20 protein-coding genes and 8 pseudogenes are annotated in these 16,643 nt (G+C 60.0%); 25 read left to right on the top strand and 3 right to left on the bottom strand.

The features are described 5' to 3' along the window. Positions 1–37 precede the first annotated feature (37 nt). From X760_RS76765 to X760_RS69000, 15 genes and pseudogenes are all read left to right on the top strand, one after another. Entirely contained in the window at positions 38–250 is a 213-nt protein-coding gene (locus X760_RS76765) for a hypothetical protein (protein WP_156948261.1), read from the top strand. 131 nt (positions 251–381) lie between these two features. Then, positions 382–564, top strand: coding sequence for a DUF3606 domain-containing protein (locus tag X760_RS0139715; protein WP_031195005.1), 183 nt, complete (start codon positions 382–384; stop codon positions 562–564). A gap of 123 nt (positions 565–687) precedes the next feature. Then, positions 688–1,464 (top strand): exodeoxyribonuclease III, encoded by a 777-nt coding sequence (gene xth, locus X760_RS69050; RefSeq protein ID WP_031195004.1) that lies wholly within the window; start codon positions 688–690, stop codon positions 1,462–1,464. Between the two features lie 16 nt (positions 1,465–1,480). Beyond that, on the top strand, positions 1,481–1,711 hold the full coding sequence (locus X760_RS69045) for a hypothetical protein (protein WP_023722182.1): 231 nt from the start codon (positions 1,481–1,483) through the stop codon (positions 1,709–1,711). Next, positions 1,708–2,019 (top strand): hypothetical protein, encoded by a 312-nt coding sequence (locus X760_RS69040; RefSeq protein ID WP_023722181.1) that lies wholly within the window; start codon positions 1,708–1,710, stop codon positions 2,017–2,019. The genes X760_RS69045 and X760_RS69040 overlap by 4 nt, the downstream gene beginning before the upstream one ends. Next, a complete protein-coding gene (locus X760_RS69035; protein WP_023722180.1) occupies positions 2,016–2,639 on the top strand; it encodes an isochorismatase family cysteine hydrolase in 624 nt (207 codons plus the stop codon). Before X760_RS69040 ends, X760_RS69035 begins: the two co-directional genes overlap by 4 nt. 20 nt (positions 2,640–2,659) lie before the next feature. Continuing rightward, positions 2,660–3,508, top strand: a complete 849-nt coding sequence (gene nadE / locus X760_RS69030; protein WP_023722179.1) for an ammonia-dependent NAD(+) synthetase — start codon at positions 2,660–2,662, stop codon at positions 3,506–3,508. 271 nt (positions 3,509–3,779) lie between these two features. Further along, positions 3,780–3,989 carry a hypothetical protein gene (locus X760_RS75535; RefSeq protein ID WP_084643038.1) on the top strand — a complete coding sequence of 70 codons (210 nt, stop codon included), beginning with the start codon at positions 3,780–3,782 and terminating at the stop codon, positions 3,987–3,989. 984 nt (positions 3,990–4,973) lie between these two features. After that, positions 4,974–5,923: pseudogene (locus tag X760_RS69020) on the top strand (IS481 family transposase). 75 nt (positions 5,924–5,998) lie between these two features. Then, positions 5,999–6,280, top strand: coding sequence for a hypothetical protein (locus X760_RS69015; protein ID WP_023722176.1), 282 nt, complete (start codon positions 5,999–6,001; stop codon positions 6,278–6,280). 4 nt (positions 6,281–6,284) lie between these two features. Continuing rightward, positions 6,285–6,549 (top strand): annotated as a pseudogene (locus X760_RS78375) (hypothetical protein); the annotation flags it as partial. 444 nt (positions 6,550–6,993) lie between these two features. Then, positions 6,994–7,221: a hypothetical protein gene (locus X760_RS69005; RefSeq protein ID WP_023722175.1), complete on the top strand. Its 228-nt coding sequence runs from the start codon at positions 6,994–6,996 to the stop codon at positions 7,219–7,221. A 125-nt stretch (positions 7,222–7,346) separates the two neighbouring features. Further along, positions 7,347–7,481 carry a YHYH domain-containing protein gene (locus tag X760_RS76755; protein ID WP_156948257.1) on the top strand — a complete coding sequence of 45 codons (135 nt, stop codon included), beginning with the start codon at positions 7,347–7,349 and terminating at the stop codon, positions 7,479–7,481. Positions 7,482–7,674: 193 nt separating this feature from the next. After that, entirely contained in the window at positions 7,675–7,851 is a 177-nt protein-coding gene (locus tag X760_RS76750; protein ID WP_023722174.1) for a hypothetical protein, read from the top strand. 126 nt (positions 7,852–7,977) lie between these two features. Further along, on the top strand, positions 7,978–8,322 hold the full coding sequence (locus X760_RS69000) for a hypothetical protein (protein WP_023722173.1): 345 nt from the start codon (positions 7,978–7,980) through the stop codon (positions 8,320–8,322). Between the two features lie 55 nt (positions 8,323–8,377). Here X760_RS69000 and X760_RS68995 read toward each other — a convergent pair. Continuing rightward, a pseudogene (locus X760_RS68995) lies at positions 8,378–9,168 on the bottom strand (methyltransferase domain-containing protein). A 27-nt stretch (positions 9,169–9,195) separates the two neighbouring features. Between X760_RS68995 and X760_RS77455 the strand changes: the two are divergent. The 7 genes and pseudogenes from X760_RS77455 to istA all read left to right on the top strand — a co-directional run. Continuing rightward, positions 9,196–9,438 (top strand): annotated as a pseudogene (locus tag X760_RS77455) (hypothetical protein); the annotation flags it as partial. A gap of 350 nt (positions 9,439–9,788) precedes the next feature. Further along, the gene (locus X760_RS68985; RefSeq protein ID WP_023722169.1) at positions 9,789–10,040 is read left to right on the top strand and encodes a DUF982 domain-containing protein; all 252 of its coding nucleotides are present in this window, start codon (positions 9,789–9,791) and stop codon (positions 10,038–10,040) included. A gap of 198 nt (positions 10,041–10,238) precedes the next feature. Beyond that, positions 10,239–10,484: a DUF982 domain-containing protein gene (locus tag X760_RS68980; RefSeq protein ID WP_023722168.1), complete on the top strand. Its 246-nt coding sequence runs from the start codon at positions 10,239–10,241 to the stop codon at positions 10,482–10,484. Positions 10,485–10,492: 8 nt separating this feature from the next. Further along, entirely contained in the window at positions 10,493–10,738 is a 246-nt protein-coding gene (locus X760_RS68975; RefSeq protein ID WP_023722167.1) for a DUF982 domain-containing protein, read from the top strand. Positions 10,739–10,861: 123 nt separating this feature from the next. Beyond that, positions 10,862–10,990, top strand: coding sequence for a DUF982 domain-containing protein (locus tag X760_RS78370; RefSeq protein WP_245278733.1), 129 nt, complete (start codon positions 10,862–10,864; stop codon positions 10,988–10,990). 369 nt (positions 10,991–11,359) lie between these two features. Next, positions 11,360–11,572, top strand: a pseudogene (locus X760_RS78365) (integrase); the annotation flags it as partial. A 136-nt stretch (positions 11,573–11,708) separates the two neighbouring features. Then, positions 11,709–12,263, top strand: a pseudogene (gene istA / locus X760_RS68965) (IS21 family transposase); the annotation flags it as partial. A 9-nt stretch (positions 12,264–12,272) separates the two neighbouring features. Here the strand turns inward: istA and X760_RS78360 are convergent. Then, positions 12,273–12,513: pseudogene (locus X760_RS78360) on the bottom strand (RES domain-containing protein); the annotation flags it as partial. Between the two features lie 42 nt (positions 12,514–12,555). Between X760_RS78360 and X760_RS75505 the strand changes: the two are divergent. Together X760_RS75505 and X760_RS68960 are read left to right on the top strand one after the other, a co-directional pair. Then, positions 12,556–12,900 (top strand): annotated as a pseudogene (locus X760_RS75505) (MarR family transcriptional regulator); the annotation flags it as partial. 271 nt (positions 12,901–13,171) lie between these two features. Then, the gene (locus X760_RS68960) at positions 13,172–14,287 is read left to right on the top strand and encodes a Fic family protein (protein ID WP_023722163.1); all 1,116 of its coding nucleotides are present in this window, start codon (positions 13,172–13,174) and stop codon (positions 14,285–14,287) included. Between the two features lie 276 nt (positions 14,288–14,563). On the opposite strand, the gene X760_RS68955 is transcribed toward X760_RS68960, so the two are convergent. Continuing rightward, positions 14,564–15,568, bottom strand: a complete 1,005-nt coding sequence (locus tag X760_RS68955; RefSeq protein ID WP_084643047.1) for a Tim44 domain-containing protein — start codon at positions 15,566–15,568, stop codon at positions 14,564–14,566. 345 nt (positions 15,569–15,913) lie between these two features. Here X760_RS68955 and X760_RS68945 point away from each other — a divergent pair, with 345 nt between their 5' ends. Beyond that, positions 15,914–16,633 carry a FadR/GntR family transcriptional regulator gene (locus X760_RS68945; RefSeq protein WP_023722160.1) on the top strand — a complete coding sequence of 240 codons (720 nt, stop codon included), beginning with the start codon at positions 15,914–15,916 and terminating at the stop codon, positions 16,631–16,633. Positions 16,634–16,643 lie beyond the last annotated feature (10 nt).

The following is a 16,643-nucleotide window of genomic DNA, read 5'->3' as shown; positions in this document are numbered from 1 at the left end:
GATCAGGTCGCGCACGTCGCCGATGCCGGATGCATCGGTGACCAGGGCGCCAGCCAGGCCAGCGGGGATTGTCGCGTCGCCGGTGGCGGCGCCGTGCCAGGTATCCCTGGCGACCCGGCCGAGGTCGGTGGCCTGCGCCGCACGACGCGGTCGCTCAGGCTGGCGGGCAGGGGGTGTGCAGCTGGTCGGCCAAGTCGTGCAGGCTGGCGGCGAGCTCGGGGGCGTCGTCGGTGAGCGCCTGGTCGACTGAGGGCCTCGAATACATGGGCTGATTCAACAAACCTGGCCTGGATTCGGTTCCATGGCCCGCGCGTCGAAGGATTGAACCGGAAGAGTCCGGCTGCGTTGTTGGGACTGGAACGGCAATCCTCGGAGGAAGAAATGGCAAGCACTGGAACAACACGTGGACGCAATCAGGACCGTGCCAGGGTCGCTGGTGGGCAGGATCATGAAATGAAGTACGAGGCGGGCAAAACCGGCGCCAGCAAAGCTGACGTCAAATCGGCGGTGAAGTCGCTCGGCAACAGTCGCAAGAAGGTCGAAGACGAGCTGGGCAAGAAGTGAACCTCGGCCGCACAGGATGCCGGCGAAGTTGGCGATACCAAGAGCTGGGGGTTCAGCGCAACGGGATAGGCCACGCCCCCCTGCGCGCCGGTCGCCGCCAGTATCTCATGAGGGGGCATGCACATGACCCGCATCGCCACCTTCAATGTGAACGGCGTCAACGGCCGGCTGCCTGTGCTCCTGAAGTGGTTGGGCGAAACCGACTACGACATCATTTGCCTGCAGGAATTGAAGACGTCGGACGACAAGTTCCCTGTCGATGCGATCAGAGAGGCGGGTTACGGCGCCATCTGGCACGGCCAGAAATCCTATAACGGTGTGGCAATCCTCGCTCGCCGAATCGAGCCGGTGGAACCTCGACGCGGCCTACCGGGCGATCCAGACGATACCCACAGCCGCTATATCGAGGCCGAGGTAGATGGGATAGTCGTAGGCTGCCTCTACCTGCCCAATGGCAATCCAGCGCCTGGCCCAAAGTTCGACTACAAGCTGCGCTGGTTCGATCGTCTCATCAGCTACGGCCAGCATTTGCTCGACGACGGGGCACCAAGCGTTCTCTGCGGCGACTATAATGTCGTTCCAACCCCAATCGACGCCGTGGTGCCGAGGCGATGGCTGGGCGATGCGGTCTATTTCCCGGAGAGCCGGCAGGAATATGCCAAAATGCTCAAAGGTGGCTGGATCGATGCCGTCCGGCGCACCCATCCGGAGAAGGGCATCTACACCTATTGGAATTTCTCCTACCGGGGCGGCTTCGATCGGAGTTCCGGGCTGCGCATGGACCATCTCCTGGTGAGCCCCTCTCTTTCCGACCGGCTGCGTAATGCCGGCGTGGATGTCGAGCTTCGCGGGTGGGAGAAGCCAAGCGACCATGCGCCGGCCTGGATCGAGCTCAATTGAACCACGAGGAACACGGATGGTCGAACCGGATTATCCCGAAATGAACGAGTCAATCGACAATATCTCTCTCTACGCGGCCGGCGGCTACAGCTTTGCGGTTGAGACGCCCCAAGAAGGCCGGACGCAGAACGCCCACGATGCTGAGACCAGGATGTTGCGAGCCAAGAAACTGCTCACTTTGGGTTTCGCGTTGCCTTTTTCGTTCGGCTTCTCGGTTCGACGCAAGCTGACGAAGGTGATCCAATGAAAAATGTCGCTGCTTACGGATCCCAATCTTCCGATGGGCTCACTGCTGCGGTGCCGCGTCCTCGGAGGAATCGCGGCGGATGTGTCGAGCGGGGAACCGCCAAACGCAACAACCGCCTGGCGGCACCGCTCCTGCTGCACCAGGATCATCCACCATATGAGTTCGCCTACATGCCACTGAACAAGCTCAAGAATATCGAGGACTACTTCGTCGGCTGCCAAGTCGCCGAAGGCAAGGAAGCGAAGATCGTGGGTCATCAGGACAAGTCCGAGGCGCAGAGCATTGTCAGGGAGGCGGTCGGGCCTTGACGAAATTGGACCAAGCCCTGCGGTTTGGACCGCTTCGTGAGCGCTGGGTTCACCTCTGCGTCGACATGCAACGGATGTTTGCCGAGGCGACTGAATGGCACACGCCGTGGATGGAGCGTGTATTGCCCAATGTCGTCGCCCTCGTCGAACTTGATCCGGCGCGGACGATCTTCACCCGGTTTATTCCCCCTCAATCTCCCGACGACGCAGTCGGCGCCTGGCGGCGGTACTATCACAAGTGGGGGACGATGACCCGCGATCGGCTCGATCCTCAGCTGATTGATCTTGTTCCGGAACTGGCGCGGTTCGTGCCGCCCGCTTTGCTGGAGGACAAACCCGTCATGTCCGCTTGGCACGGGTCACTGCATGCTCGCCTGCGGTCTGCGGGCATTGATTCACTCATCGTGTCAGGCGCGGAGACGGAGGTTTGCGTGCTCGCCACTGTGATGGGGGCGATCGATCTCGGCTACCGGGTGGTCATCGTGGCTGATGCGGTATGTTCCGGAGCTGACTCGACCCACGATGCCATGCTCGCGATCTATGAGAGCCGCTACGGCATGCAGGTCGAGACGGTGACCACCGCCGACCTCCTGGCCGCGCGGCTGGACGGAATGTTGTGATATCAGGAGCACCACTGCGCATGACGGAACAGGAAATGATCATCGACGGGTTGGGCGTCACTCCGAGTTTCGATGTCGCGCTGGAAGCGCGCCGGCGCGTGGACTTTCTCGTCACCTATCTTCGTGCATCGGGCCTCAGTGCGTATGTGCTGGGGATCAGCGGCGGAGTGGATTCACTCGCCGCGGCCCTTCTGGCTCAACAGGCCGTCGAGGAACTGCGAAAGGCGGGATACGAGGCAAGATTCGTGGCGGTTCGTCTCCCGTACGGCACTCAGGCGGACGAGAAGGACGCCCAGCGAGCTTTGGACACCATAGGAGCGGATGAAGTGCACCGGGTCGACATCAAGCCGGCTGCCGACGCGATGCTGGATTCGATCAAGCTGGCCAGTGTCGAGCTCGGCGATGCCGGCCGCGAGGATTTCTTGCTTGGCAACATTAAGGCGCGTCAGCGCATGATCGCCCAGTTCGCGCTCGCCGGCGCCACCCGAGGGCTGGTCATCGGCACCGACCATGCGGCTGAGGCATTGATGGGCTTCTTCACCAAGTTCGGCGATGGTGCCGCCGACATTCTTCCGCTTTCCGGGTTGAACAAGCGCAGGGTTCGCGCTTTGGCAGCGCATCTGGGCGCTCCGTGTGAACTTGTTGACAAGATCCCGACCGCCGATCTGGAGAACCTCGTTCCGCTTCGGCCGGACGAAGATGCATATGGTGTCTCGTACGATCAGATCGACGACTTCCTCGAAGGCCGAGAGATCGACGAAGCGGCGCGCACGCGCATACTTCATGTGCATTCCAGCACAGCGCATAAGCGAGCGCTTCCGGTCACAGCCATTGCCATGACTAATTCGCCATTGCCGCATCGCCAATAACTGCCTCACGATACACGGCCGACGTGCTCGCCGCAGCCACCGCGAAGCCGAGCCAGAGCCATTCCACGCGAGAATGGTAGGGCCTGCGCGAGGCTCAAGACGTCCCCCTTCGCCCGCGCCCAAACTGCCCGACGGCTAGCCGGCATCATCGAAAACAATGAGATGTAGGCGCGACTGCAGAGTGCATTATTTAATCGATTGACTCGCGGAATGCACCGGCAGTTAATTTCCCCGGTAGGGCAAAAGAGGGGCCACGAACTGGGAGCAAACGATGACTGTGCAAAAAGAAGAGGACTATCGAACCAACAGAGCCGACTATGCCATTGCTGCGACGCATAGCCGAGCGACTGCTGAAGGCGATCGCCACGATTTACTGGCAAGAAGAAAGTCGCTGTGGGTAAAAGATCGGCGATCTGCAAAATTGGCTGCAAACCCGTCGGAAAGCTCGCCAGAGCCGAAGGCCAAACCGCGCGGTTATTGAATCAACGCCAGTCACTTCGTCCTGCTATCGTCAAGCGCGCCCCTGCGGGGGGCGGCGCTTTGCAGTGCATAGCGGCCGAAATGGAAATCGGCGGATCGGGTCTCATTACGATCGTGCTGCGCGAGTGGCTGGAAACTAACGCCTAGCTGCCAAGGCGGGAGATCGACGAAAACGGATGGGGACGCGTAGACGCGTCTTCCGCGATCGCGGAATTACCTGAAACGCCAAGCTCGCTACTATTCACGTGGCGGACCCCAACCCGCCAGGCCGGCGCCGCCAAGCGTTCTTACCCCACGCCCCCAGAGGCGCCGGCCGCCTTCAGAAGGAAGGCAGCCGAGTTTGCGGGTTTCTGACACTGCATCGCCGGTCATGTCAGCAGCGTGTACTCTTCATTCAGAAGAGGAAGCTTACGGCAAGTGCCACCACTCTCCGCGATTGGCTCACAGCATCCTGACACTTGCGGGTTCGGTCAGATCAGGCATGGCGCTTGAAGGGTCCGGCAACCTGTTGGCGTCTGGTCCAATCAACCAATGCGAGCCATAAGGCCGTTGGCAACCGCGACCTATAGCGTGCTCACTGGCGATGTGTTCTGTGGATGGCTCCCGTTGAAAGAGGCAATTCGTTGTTCTGGCGCATTGGTTGGGTGCCTGTTCATGCAGCCATTTGAAGCTGCTGGCCCTGATGGGGTCGGCGACGCTGCTGCTAGCCGCAACGTGCACACCGCGATCCATGACGCGCTTCGCCTATGCGCGATACTTTGTAGCGAAGCACAGGTTTGTCGAAAGGAGCGAAGTCCTTTTGCCATTTCAAGAAGCGGGAATTGCCGGAAATGCGAGTGGGCGTATAGCTACGATGCTGACCATGCCTCACCCCCTTGAAAGCCCGGGAGAGGGCCGGCAGCGGGTGGTCGCCTTTAAGGTGGCCTAAGTGTTTGATCCCGAGCTTTGATGGTGCATTCTTTTCTTCCGAATCGAAGGAGGCACTATGGGCCAGGTTCTTCACGGCAGCGCCACGACGACAGAGGCAGTCCGTCGAGCAATCAAAATAGTCAAGAGAGCCTGAGAGCGCTGGCGAAGCGCTACGGGATCAACCAGAAGACGGTCATCAAGTGGAAGGGGCGGACGTCGGTCGCCGATGTGCCGACGGGGCCGAGGAACCCCTCCTCGACGGTGCTTACGATCGACGAAGAGGCAATGATCGTCGCCTTCCGGCGGCACACCTTGCTGCCGCTCGATGATTGCCTCTACGCACTGCAGCCAACGATTCCGACCCTGACGCGTTCATCCCTGCATCGCTGCCTGCAGCGACATGGGATCAGTCGCCTGCCGGAAGTCGAAGGCGACAAGCCGGCCAAGATCAAGTTCAAGACCTATCCGATCGGCTATTTCCACGTCGACATCGCCGAGGTGCAGACGGCCGAAGGCAAGCTGTACCTCTTCGTGGCCATCGATCGGACCAGCAAGTTCGCCTATGTCGAGCTGCACAAGCGGGCCACAAAAATGATCGCGGCCGAGTTCCTGCGCCATCTCACCCCGGCGGTTCCCTACAAAATCCACACGATCCTCACCGACAACGGTATCCAGTTCAAAAACCGCGAGCAGGACCGCACCGCCATGGAGCACATCTTCGGGCGCACCTGCCGGGACAGCGGCATCGAGCATCGCACGACCAAGGTGAAGCATCCCTGGACCAACGGACTGGTCGAAAGGATGAACCGAACCATCAAGGAAGCCACCGTCAGACGCTTCCACTAGGACAGTCACCAGCAGCTCGAAGCCCATCTCGCAGACTTCGTCAGCGCCTACAACTTCGGACGCAGGCTAAAGACCCTGAAGGGACTCACACCATACGAATTCATCTGCAAAATCTGGACAAAAGAGCCAAAACGATTCAGGCTCGATCCTCTCCATCAAATGCCGGGACTAAACCCTTAGGTCACCGGCGGGCGGAGCTTGCGTTTTTCTTTCGGAAGGGAAAGTCTCGCGCGAAATGAAGGCGGGAGATTTGGGATGCGCAGTCGGGTGATATTCTCTTTGGCAATTCTGGTTCTGTCCGCAGTTCCGGCAGGAAGCAGCCTCTTTGACAAGAGCACATGCATGCAAGGTGCGAGCAGAATCGCGCGCGATTTAGCTGACCATTTCAATGGCGTCAGCGAGCGCTTGGCCGCCTGTGTCAACTACATTAACGACAGAGAGGTCGAGAACCATAATAGTCAGCAGGAATTGCTCCGCGAGTTGGCGCAGCAGATTGCAGCGTTGGAGATTAGAGTCAGCGAACTTGAACAGCGCTAGTCGAATGCCCCGCCAATCTATCGCTGAAGAGCTTGAAAGCGCCGCCGACCGCATCGCGGACATCTCACGCGCGGATCTGCAGGTCATCCTGCGCCGCGCCGCATTAATGCTTAGAAACGTCTCCGGCGCCCGCAACGGAGGACGCTCTCAACTCCATCGCGGCTGAAATGAAAATCAGTAGATCCGACCGCATTCAGATCGTGCTGGAAACCAACGCCTATCTGCCGGTCCGGGCGATCGATGAGGAAAGCGAGACGGACGGCAGCGCGCAGGCTGGTACGGGACCTCTATGCAGAAGACCCGCCGCTACATTTGCGAAGCGACGGGCCTCCGCCCCATTCCCCCATACCTGACCTTGCAAGTGCGGTGCCAGACGCATTGACCCATTCCGGGGCACCTTATGGCTTCTACACAGCGGAATTTCCACCACGTACGTCGTTCGCATGTTTCGATTCTATTAGCTTGAGCGCATGTATTCGCCAGCCAGGCGAGCACCCCCGAAGGCTCGCTGGTCAGGCCCAGCGGCCTCCAGCTGCCAGTCCCCCCGCAACCAAGCCGCTGGGCCGTCCCCGTTAGGGCGAAGCGCTAAGACCTTGCTTGCACCGCTCAAATGAATGGCAATTTTCCGTCTGAATGCGTTTACGGTCCATTGTCTGCGACCAGCATGGGTGTCGCGTGGGAGGCACAGTAACTCCCCTTTTAAAGGCGTCGAGATGCTACGAGCACCGCAAAGCCAGTTCCTGAGACCTGAAGATCGGGCGATCTGCCAGCGGGTGGTCGACCAAATAACCGCCGACGCTAAATGGTACAGCACCTCGATAGACGGTCAGATTCTGGCCTCGACGACGCTGACTCTCTTTCAATCCGGGGTCGTCAATGAAACGAATTTGCTGGCACATGTTCGCGCGCGCCGCCACGACTTCACTAAGCTGACCGGCTAGCTCTTCACCTTCGGCGTGATCTCTTCGATCTTGGCGCCGGCCCCCGATCTAGCGCGCCTCCGGCAAGTTGCTTGGACCTCTCCTGCAAAGATACTTTGGTGCAGATTAATTGAGGGAGGGCTAAAATGAAATGTGCAATTCTGGCCGTATTGGCGGCTTTGACCTTGGCTTTTGCGACCAGCGCCTATGCACACAGCGGCGGCACCGACAGCAATGGTTGTCACAAGAACCACAAGACAGGCGACTACCACTGCCACTGACTATGCGGCCCTCTGAATGACCCGCCTATCTGTTGCGGAAGAGCTTTGAAAGCGCCGCCGACCGCATTCACTTCCCTCCTCGTCATGACGAACAGTGTTCGTTCGAATGATGCTATTCCGTTGCCTTGAGCGCAAGTTTTTGATCAGCCAGCACAGCGCCTCCTCTTAAGCTTGCTGGTGGTCAAGGCCCGCGATGAAACGGCCAATCAAATACGACCCCAAGCGCCACGTGCGCTACGATCCGGACCTGCTGCCCCGCACGGGGCACAGGTACAAGCCAGCCAAACCGGCCCACGATGCCGTATGGTGGCCCAATGTCATCTCGGCAATTGCTATTGCCGGTTTCTTCCTCACGTTCATCTGGAGCTAAGACAATGCTACCTTTTGTGCAGGCAGATGGCTCTCAGGCAGGCCGTGCTCAGCCTTTTGTGCAAGAAGTTCGTACCGCGGGTGCTCATTCCGTAGTTCCTTCGTCCCTGAAATCCTGCAACGACGCGTGCCGCAAGTCGTCCTCGCCGCGCAGATGCTTCACACGGCCAATGACTGGCGGCTGGAGAGTTTCCCGACGCTTGCGCAGGCCCAGGGCGCTGCAAGCCCGACCTCGCTTGCGGCGGAGGTCGCAGGCAAGGTCTGGCTGTTCACGCTCGGACCGAAGGATGCCAACTGCGCGTCCCGCAGTTCACGCTTCAGTAGCGAAGCCTGCTTTCACCACACGCTAGCAAAGCGCGAGGCAACCAAGAAGCCCGCGCCTCTGGCGGGGAGCGCGGGCCCGATCGGGTTGCGGCCCGATCTGCAGCGGGCAGTGGAGGGAGCGTGCCTAATGGTCACAGGCAATTATTAGAAATCCCTAAAGTTCCACCCTGACTAGAGCGACCGACGCCGGCGCGCCGAGGAGTTTACTTTGGCTTTGTCGCGCAGATCGCGAAGCGGTGCTGGGTGGCGCGTTCGAGCGCCTTGGGCCAACTCATCTGTTGAGCTTGGGCGCGATGGATCGCAACCAGTTTCCAGACGACGACGGGCTGATCGAGCCCGGCTTCGGCCAGCAGGCGCCCTATCTCTTCCGCCCGTGCGCCGCCCGAGAAATAGACACGGGCAAGAATGCTCTGGTGGCGTCTGGCCATGGAGGCGAGGTCATTGTCCACGACCCGCGACTTGCCGGTTGTGAGCTTCTCCCAAAGTTCCCGCAAACTCGTCGCCCAGTTGCGGCTGACAAAATCGCCGTCGATGACCAGCAGCTTGCCGCCGGGCTTCAGCAGCGAACCATTCGGCAAACGCGGCCTTCGGCTCCACCAGCGTCCAGACCAGGTGACGAGTGGCGATGACATCGTAGCTCGCCTTGTCCTCGAGCGTCCGCTCGGCGTCCCCTATGATGAAGCGTATACCGGCGCCGCGGTTTTGTGCCTTGGCGCGTGCCTTGGCGAGCATGGCTTCTGAGCAGGTCGAGGCCCGTCAGCACAAACCCCAGATCGTGAATCTAATGCGAAATCACGCCCGTCCCACAGGCGAGATCCAACGCCACCCGTCCGGCGCCGGGTCCGAGGTGTTTGCTTATGAGCGCATCCGATGCGGCGCGCTCCTGCTCGGAAAAAATCTCGTGACCGACCTGCAGGTCGAAGGTCTCGGCGCGATCGGACCAATAGTCCCGAATTTCGTCGCGCAGCGAATAGTTTGCGTGAGCCGTCATCACCCGAAATGCTCTCCCCCAAAGCGGTACATTGGAATTGCTCTAAAAGATAATTCTTGATTACACCTCCGGTTCGCCGACAAATGCATCGTTATCGCCGAGGGCCGGATGTTCGCCTGCGGCACGCCGGAAGATGTCGTCACGCCGGCGCTCTTGCGTGATGTGTACCGCGTCGAGGCGCGGATCGAGCGCTGCTCGCGGGGCATCGGTCATGTAATGGTGGATGGCGTCGCGGACGAAACGGCAGCAGCTTGGCGGTTCCAACTTCTCTGACGGGGATTGTTAGGGCCTCGCCAGTGGGAAACCCAGGGCGCGCGCGGGGGGCCTCGCGCGAGCCAGTTATCCGATCACCCGCCCAGATTTTTGTATCAAACATTCTGGCCCCCTTAAGGAACAAATCCGCTCGAGGTGCAGTTCGGTCCTTTTAAGATGTAGGCCCGAATCTGGTTGAAATCGATAAAGCCAAACAGAAGGTTATTGCCGAAGTTGTGCGGCGGTGGATCACCTCAGAGGTAATCCGCAATTACCTTCGCAACATGCTAAATCTGCCTGTAGAACGGGAGCTGCCGGCTGAGCAAAGGTATTTGCTGGAGGAACTTGATAGGGCCGACAAAGAGTGACGTATGGCTCTCCACTGGTTCAACCCTCCGGTCCCTGTCAGGACCGAGCGTCCCGGGATCATCCGCAACGTCAACAACGCCGAGAAAGCCGGCGAGGAGCTGATGAAGTGGACCAAGCGTGGGCCTTGCTGGGACCTCGCGGTGCGCGTTTGCATGGCCGTGATATTCGACGAGATGGGAGCTGAGGAGGCCCGTAAGGCATTCCTGGCTGCCGCTAAGGAGGAGGGGACGTTACTTCCCCCCAACGGCAAATAGCTAAATTCGATTGCAAAGTCAGTCTCTAGCCACGAGGGCCCGCCGCCCGTGAGAAAAGCGACGGACCCGACAGCGGGTGCATCCACGAAGAATCGACCGCTGCGAGTTCTAAACCCGCGAAGGCCTGCGTTGTTCCCTTATCAGCGGAGGCTGCAACTGGGTTGGTCAGCAGCCTCTTGCCGCTCTAAGTTCATCCTCATGGGTCCCTTCTGGTTCTCTCCACCGATCTACGTGAAGACGAAACGTCCAGGCATTCGCCATGGGGTCAGCCACGTCGAGGGAGCCGCCGAGGAACTCATGGCGTGGGACACAAAGGGCCCGAGGTGGACCAAGGCTGTCCAATCCTGCGTCGATGCACTCGAGGGCAAATCCTCCCCCCAAGAGGTCCGTGAAGCCTTCGAGGCGGCTGCCAAGGAGGCCAACGTGTATCTCTCCCCTGANTAGGAGGTATCATGGCAACCCATTGGTTCGTCCCTCCGGTGTTCGTGAAGACTGAAACCGGTGTCAGGCATGGCTGCAACAATGCGAGGGCAGCCCTTGAGCAGCTCAAAACGTGGACCCGGAGAGGACCCTGCTGGCATAAGGCGGTGACGCTGTCCCTGTCAGATCTGGAGGGCGATTCGATTGACCCTCAGGTGGTGCGAAAGGCCTTTGAGGCTGCCGCAAAGGAGGCCAAGATGTATCTCTCCCCTGAGTAGGAGGTGTCGTGGCAACCCATTGGTTCTCCCCTCCAGTGTACGTCAAGACCGACCGACCTACGGGTCTAACAATGTCGAGGGTGCCGCCGAGGAACTCCTGAAGTGGACCAAGATGGGACCTAAGTGGCGGAAGGCTGCACAACTATACATCGACGCGCCGTCGAGGATCGGGCGACTCCGGAGGAGGCCCGTAAGGCCTTCGGGGCTGCTGCTAAGGAGGAGGGGATGTTCGTGCGAAACGTTGGCGAATAGATTCGCTATTTCGGTGCGTTAGCCTACAGTCATGAAGTCGCCAGCCAACTGTTAGGCAGCCGGCGATTGAGAGGGTGTCGTACTCTCGCCTCGTGAGGTGAGATGTTTAAGCGTTACGTCGGCACAAGCGCATTTTATCCGAATGATCTTGCGCTACTCCAACGAGTGTTCGACGAGATATGCGCAGACGGCAACCACGATGCAAGCTCGGGCGACGCTGAGATAATCGCGTCTACGCTATTGCAATTGTTCCAAGACGGAATGACTGACGAAGCGGCCTTGCTCGCTGAGATGCGCTCACGGCAACGCGACTTTATCCGTCATACTGGCTAAGCATCAGGAAGGGGTCTCCCGTGTCCCTGTGCCCCTCGGCTGCGTGATCGCGCACTTTTTGATCTAGCCATCGACAGCAAGCTGCGTGGCTGTGATCTTGTGAAGCTTAGGATCGGCACGTTAGTCGCAGGTCCCGAAATTCGGACTCGCGCGATAGTGTTTCAGCAGAAGACAGGTCGTCCCGTTCAATTTGAGTTGATGGCTGACGCCCGAGCGAGCCTGCTCGCAGGGCTTGAGCGGCATGGGGGGGGACAGTCGAAGACTTTAGCTGTGAATCGGCGTGCAAAATTGACCCCATAAGCCGGGGAATCGGCGTCCAATTTTGCCCCCCCTGATGCTTTGATTTGCGACCATCGGCTCGTCGTGGCGAGCGGATGGTGTGGGGATGAAGTCGGTGGATACGATTGCCCGGGTTCGGCGCGCCTTCCATGTGCAGGGATGGTCGCTCAAGCGGATTTGCCGCGAGCTGCCTGTGTCGCGGAACACCGTCCGCAAGATTCTCAGATCCAATGAGACATCGTTCTCCTACGAACGCGAGCGGCAGCCCAAGCCGAAGATCGGTCCGTGGCAGGATCAGCTTGACGGGTTTTTGAATGGCAACCGTGGCAAGGCGGCGCGCGAGCAACTGACACTGATCCGGATTTACGAAGAGCTTTGCAGTCTCGGCTACGAGGGTGGCTATGACGCCGTCCGCCGCTACGCGAAGAGCTGGGCGAAGGCGCAGGGGTCGGCGACGGCGGACGCCTATGTGCCGCTGTTCTTCGCGCCGGGCGAGGCCTACCAGTTCGACTGGAGCCACGAGATCGTCCTGATCAACGACGTGACGGTGACCGTGAAGGTCGCCCATGTCCGGCTCTGCCACAGCCGCATGATGTTCGTCAGGGCCTATCCGCGCGAGACGCAGGAGATGGTGTTCGACGCCCATGACAGGGCCTTTGCAAGTCATGTGGGCAAGGGCGGCGGGATCCATCCCTTCAGCTTTCAGGGCGTCCTCATCCCGGCTATCAAATATGCCCTCAATCTCGGCGTCATAGGCAAGCAGGGTGGTCGGCTGAAGGCTGCCGCCTGATTGGCTTCCCTCAGCGCCGCCACCCCCGATAGCGAAGAATAGAGCGCTGGTACGCCCTTTGGATCGAATCGTCCTCGGCGCCGCGGCCCGACAGCGGATGTCGCGCATAGATCGCTTGTATCGGCGGCGCATCGGATGTGCCCCTCCAATGCCATCAGGGGCAATGTCGAAGTGGCGCTTTCGGCGGCGCTACTTCCGGCAAAGGCAGCATGCCCCCTTAGAGATCACAACCAGACCCGAGGACCTCCCGGCGGCTTCCGGCGGGATTCGGCGGCCTGATCAGCAGCTCTGCTTTGCGCTCTATTCGGCAAGCGGGCTGATGACCCGGCTTTACCGGCCGCTGCTCGATCCGCTGGGGCTGACCTACCCGCAATATCTGGCGATGCTCGCGCTATGGGAGCGAGCGCCAAGCACGGTGGGCGAGCTTGGCGAAGTGCTTGGGCTTGATTCGGCGACGCTGACGCCGTTGCTCAAGCGGCTGGAAGCATGCGGCCTGGTCACACGCCGTTGTCATCCCGTCGCACCACGTCGCGTGTCGCTGCACGTGCGGGGTATGAAGAACTTAAGCCGCTCATTGAGCTGGGAGAAAAAACCGAAACGTTCGAGCAACGAATGAGCGCGGCCCGCAATGCGGCGGCCCTACAAGCATGATTAAATTGATCTGGATGGTTAGCCGTTGGATCGCGCCGGGGCAAAGCCGCGACTTCTGAGGCATAGAGAAGATTGCTATAGCTCACAATTGTTGCTATCGTGAGTTATAGAAGGGTGCCCTATAACTCATGGTATGGAATTGGGAGCAGGCGGACTGGCCGCATTTTACCTACGATAAGAAGGCGTTGGAACCGCTGGAAAGCGAGTTCCTGTTGCGATCGGGCGAGTTCCTAGGCGTCTTTCGTCATGTCGGTTCCGACGATCGCGACCAGATCCGCATCGATCTTATCAGCGAAGAGGCCTTGAAGACATCCGCGATTGAGGGGGAGTACCTCGACCGCGAGAGCCTGCAATCATCCCTGCGCCAGCAACTTGGTCTGGGCGGGGAGACCAGGCGCATTCCGCCTGCCGAGCGGGGCATCGCTGAAATGATGGCGGATGGCTACTTGCATTTTGCCGATGCGCTGACGCATCGCACTCTTTACGCTTGGCATACGATGGTGATGTCGGGTGAGCGTCGTATCGAGACCATCGGCAACTACCGCCAGCATGCCGATGCCATGCAGATCGTTTCCAATCGGCTGGATAAGCCCAAAGTTCATTTCGAAACGCCGCCCTCCGCGCGGGTGAAACCCGAAATGGATGCCTTCACTACTTGGTTCAACGATACCTCATCCAAAGGCAAGACACCGCTGCCAGCGTTGACGCGTGCCGCTATCGCGCACCTTTATTTCGAGAGCATTCACCCGTTCGAGGATGGCAACGGTCGCATAGGCCGTGCCCTCTGCGAAAAGGCGCTGGCGCAAAATCTGGGTGAGCCCAGCCTCATCGCGTTGGCCTATACGATAGAGCGCCGCCGCAAGGCCTACTACGACCATCTGGAGGCCAGCAACACGAGCAACGCGGTAACAGATTGGCTGCTCTACTTCGCCAACACGATCCTCGAAGCGCAGCGCGTAACGCTCGCTCGTGTCGAATTCTCCGTCGTCAAGGCCAAGTTTCACGAACGCTACCGGGATCACTTCAACGAGCGCCAGGAAAAGGTCATCGCCCGGATGTTCCGCGCGGGCATCGACGGGTTCAAAGGGGGGCTCAGCGCCGAGAATTATATCGCCATCACGCAGGCATCGCGCGCGACGGCAACAAGAGATTTGCAGGACCTCGTTGCCAACGGTGCACTGATAAGAACCGGCGAACGGCGACACACACGTTACGCGTTGAACATTCTTGATGGCCGCACGTAAACCAGAAGAGGCAGGCTGTCAAAGAGCCTGCCTGCCTGAGCATCGAGGGGTGGCGGGCTGCAACCCGGCAGGAGGTCGTCGATTGGGTTACACGAGACCGGAAACGCAAAAAGTCGCGCGGTGCGATGCTGATTGTCCGGTCCCGGTTGAAGCCGGTGGTTTAGTGTTACCTCAACGCGCGTTGGGGGAAAGAAGCGCGCGGAAGGGGCGCGCTGGCCTTCGAGTGGTAGCGAGAAACCTGAACAAAACTCTTGGCAGACATCAAGGCCGGGCACATCAGCTCGGCTGCTGTATTGCGGCAAGCTTCCAGTCACCGCCGTTCTGGCGCGTAAAGGTCCACAGTTCGGTCGTCTCCGTCGGCCGATCGGCCTGGCCCTCAATGATCTTGTCGCTGATACGATCGCGGGTCACGTCGCGAGACTCATAGCGCAAAGCAGCCGTCGCGTAGTCGCGATCACCCTCCTGCCAACTTTCCGCAATATCGGCCTCCAACAGGCTGACGTCCGACACGTCGTTCCTGACGCCCTTTTTGGCATTGTCGGCAAGTTCCTCGGACAGATAGGACACCATCTCGGGCGTCACCAACCGGCGCAAAGCAACATGATCTTCGCGCCCGAATGCGTCCTGAACTTCCGTCAGCCTTTGCTGGAACGTGTCGAGGTCGGTTTGGGTGAGGGTGATCTCATCGGCAGCATTGGCTTGGGAAGGATTGGCTTGGCTCGTTCCGCCAAATCCTGACCCAATGCCTGGCATGGCGAAAGCTGTGGCGTTGCTCGACTCGGGCCGGGCTGCAGCGCTTCGCCCAAAGGTCCCGGTGCCCCGCGAGGCACCGGCCGTAGCGGGCTCTGGGTTTTGCGCCGATTGCGAGCGGAAAAAGCGAATGGCCAGCATGACCACGCCGCCGATCAGCAGCACTTGAAGGAGAAGGCCGAACATGCCGGCCAAGCCGCCGAACCCATGGCCCAAAAGAACGCCGATCAAGCCGCCGAGCAGCAGCCCCCGCATCATCGATCCACCGAGGCCGTTGAAGAAGCCTGGGCGCTGGAATGCCTGCGGCTGGCGGGCCGCATTGTTCGTTGCCGCATTGGGCGTCATCGAGCGCTCGACCGGTGCGGAAGGCTGTGGCGCCGTCCTGGTCGGCGGGACCGGCTGGAAAGTGCGCATGCCGCGACTGCCGAAGCTGCCGCCACGGCGCGCATCGGCGTGATCCACAGCGACCATGGAAAATGCCAGAAACAATCCCGCAATCAAAATTGCAAACCGTCCTGAACGCGAAATCAGCATAGGCAAGTCCTCAAGTGACACTCTTTCCGCTCATATGGGGTGCGTCGATCGAAATATCAGCGAATCGTCCGCCGAGAAAATTCGAACGACATGGTCGGCGGCCCGCCGCTGTTCACGACGAGAATGTCGAGCGCGCCAAGCAGACGATCGCCTGCTCGACCGCGCGGGCTCCTGCACCCGGCCGAACGGCGCGTCAAGAGCATCTTTCGTGCAAGCCTCTTGCCATCGGTCTCCTGGCGACGACGCCGGCCCGCCTGATCTTGACATACATCTTTCTCGCATACTATCAACACATCTGGAAAAACCTGCCATACAGGTTTGCCCTCCTGAACTGGTGATCGCGTGAGCACGGCCGTATCCGCAAAACATTCCGACGCAGCGAGCCTGGTCAGCAATACGATCGGCGAGATCACACGCCATATCCGCGCGCATGAGCTCGGGCCCGGCGACCGGCTGCCCAGCGAGGCCGCGCTTTCGAGACAATTGAGCGTCTCGCGCACCGTGGTTCGCGAGGCCTTCAGCTCGCTCGCTGCCATGCGGCTTATCGACCTGAGGGCAGGCAGACGGGCTACCGTCGCCGAGCTGGATTATGGCGCCATGTCGCTGGTGATCGAGCATGGCGTCCACACGGAACAGATCACGGTGCAGCAAATCTACGACGTGCGCCGCACGATTGAGACCCGCACCGCCATGCTGGCGGCCTTGCGCAGAACAGCCGACGAAGTGGAAAGGATCAGGACGCACGCGCTCGCCATGCGCGAGAATTTCCAGCGGCCGGAACAGGTCATGGAGCACGATCTCGCCTTTCACCTCGAACTCGCCAAGGCTGCAAAGAATCCGGTTTTCAGCCTCATCGTCGGCGCGTTCGAGCGCGTATCGCGCCAGACCTGGCCGATCGGCTGGCGGAGCCGCCCTTCGGATGCCGAGCAGTTGGAGATGATCCAAATCCATATCGATCTCGCCGAAGCAATCGAGACCGGTGATCCTCAGTCCGCTCGCGACCTGATGGCGAGGCATTTTGACGAGAGCGTCAAGGCCCTGCTGGCGGCTGGCATCGCCTGAGGAGCGGGGT

Source organism: Mesorhizobium sp. LSHC420B00 (assembly GCF_000503055.1).
Classification (GTDB): domain Bacteria; phylum Pseudomonadota; class Alphaproteobacteria; order Rhizobiales; family Rhizobiaceae; genus Mesorhizobium.
The sequence above is the reverse complement of the archived record's forward strand: the minus strand, read 5'-3'. Positions and strand labels throughout refer to the sequence as shown.

What these genes read in the sequence shown, in the direction of transcription:
- X760_RS0139715 (WP_031195005.1), top strand. Translation starts at nt 382, where the DNA reads ATGGCAAGCACTGGAACAACACGTGGACGCAATCAGGACCGTGCCAGG.
- nadE (WP_023722179.1), top strand. Translation starts at nt 2,660, where the DNA reads ATGACGGAACAGGAAATGATCATCGACGGGTTGGGCGTCACTCCGAGT.
- X760_RS68975 (WP_023722167.1), top strand. Translation starts at nt 10,493, where the DNA reads ATGGCAACCCATTGGTTCGTCCCTCCGGTGTTCGTGAAGACTGAAACC.
- X760_RS69005 (WP_023722175.1), top strand. Translation starts at nt 6,994, where the DNA reads ATGCTACGAGCACCGCAAAGCCAGTTCCTGAGACCTGAAGATCGGGCG.
- X760_RS75535 (WP_084643038.1), top strand. Translation starts at nt 3,780, where the DNA reads ATGACTGTGCAAAAAGAAGAGGACTATCGAACCAACAGAGCCGACTAT.
- xth (WP_031195004.1), top strand. Translation starts at nt 688, where the DNA reads ATGACCCGCATCGCCACCTTCAATGTGAACGGCGTCAACGGCCGGCTG.
- X760_RS76750 (WP_023722174.1), top strand. Translation starts at nt 7,675, where the DNA reads ATGAAACGGCCAATCAAATACGACCCCAAGCGCCACGTGCGCTACGAT.
- X760_RS68985 (WP_023722169.1), top strand. Translation starts at nt 9,789, where the DNA reads ATGGCTCTCCACTGGTTCAACCCTCCGGTCCCTGTCAGGACCGAGCGT.
- X760_RS68960 (WP_023722163.1), top strand. Translation starts at nt 13,172, where the DNA reads ATGGTATGGAATTGGGAGCAGGCGGACTGGCCGCATTTTACCTACGAT.
- X760_RS69040 (WP_023722181.1), top strand. Translation starts at nt 1,708, where the DNA reads ATGAAAAATGTCGCTGCTTACGGATCCCAATCTTCCGATGGGCTCACT.
- X760_RS69015 (WP_023722176.1), top strand. Translation starts at nt 5,999, where the DNA reads ATGCGCAGTCGGGTGATATTCTCTTTGGCAATTCTGGTTCTGTCCGCA.
- X760_RS76755 (WP_156948257.1), top strand. Translation starts at nt 7,347, where the DNA reads ATGAAATGTGCAATTCTGGCCGTATTGGCGGCTTTGACCTTGGCTTTT.
- X760_RS69045 (WP_023722182.1), top strand. Translation starts at nt 1,481, where the DNA reads ATGGTCGAACCGGATTATCCCGAAATGAACGAGTCAATCGACAATATC.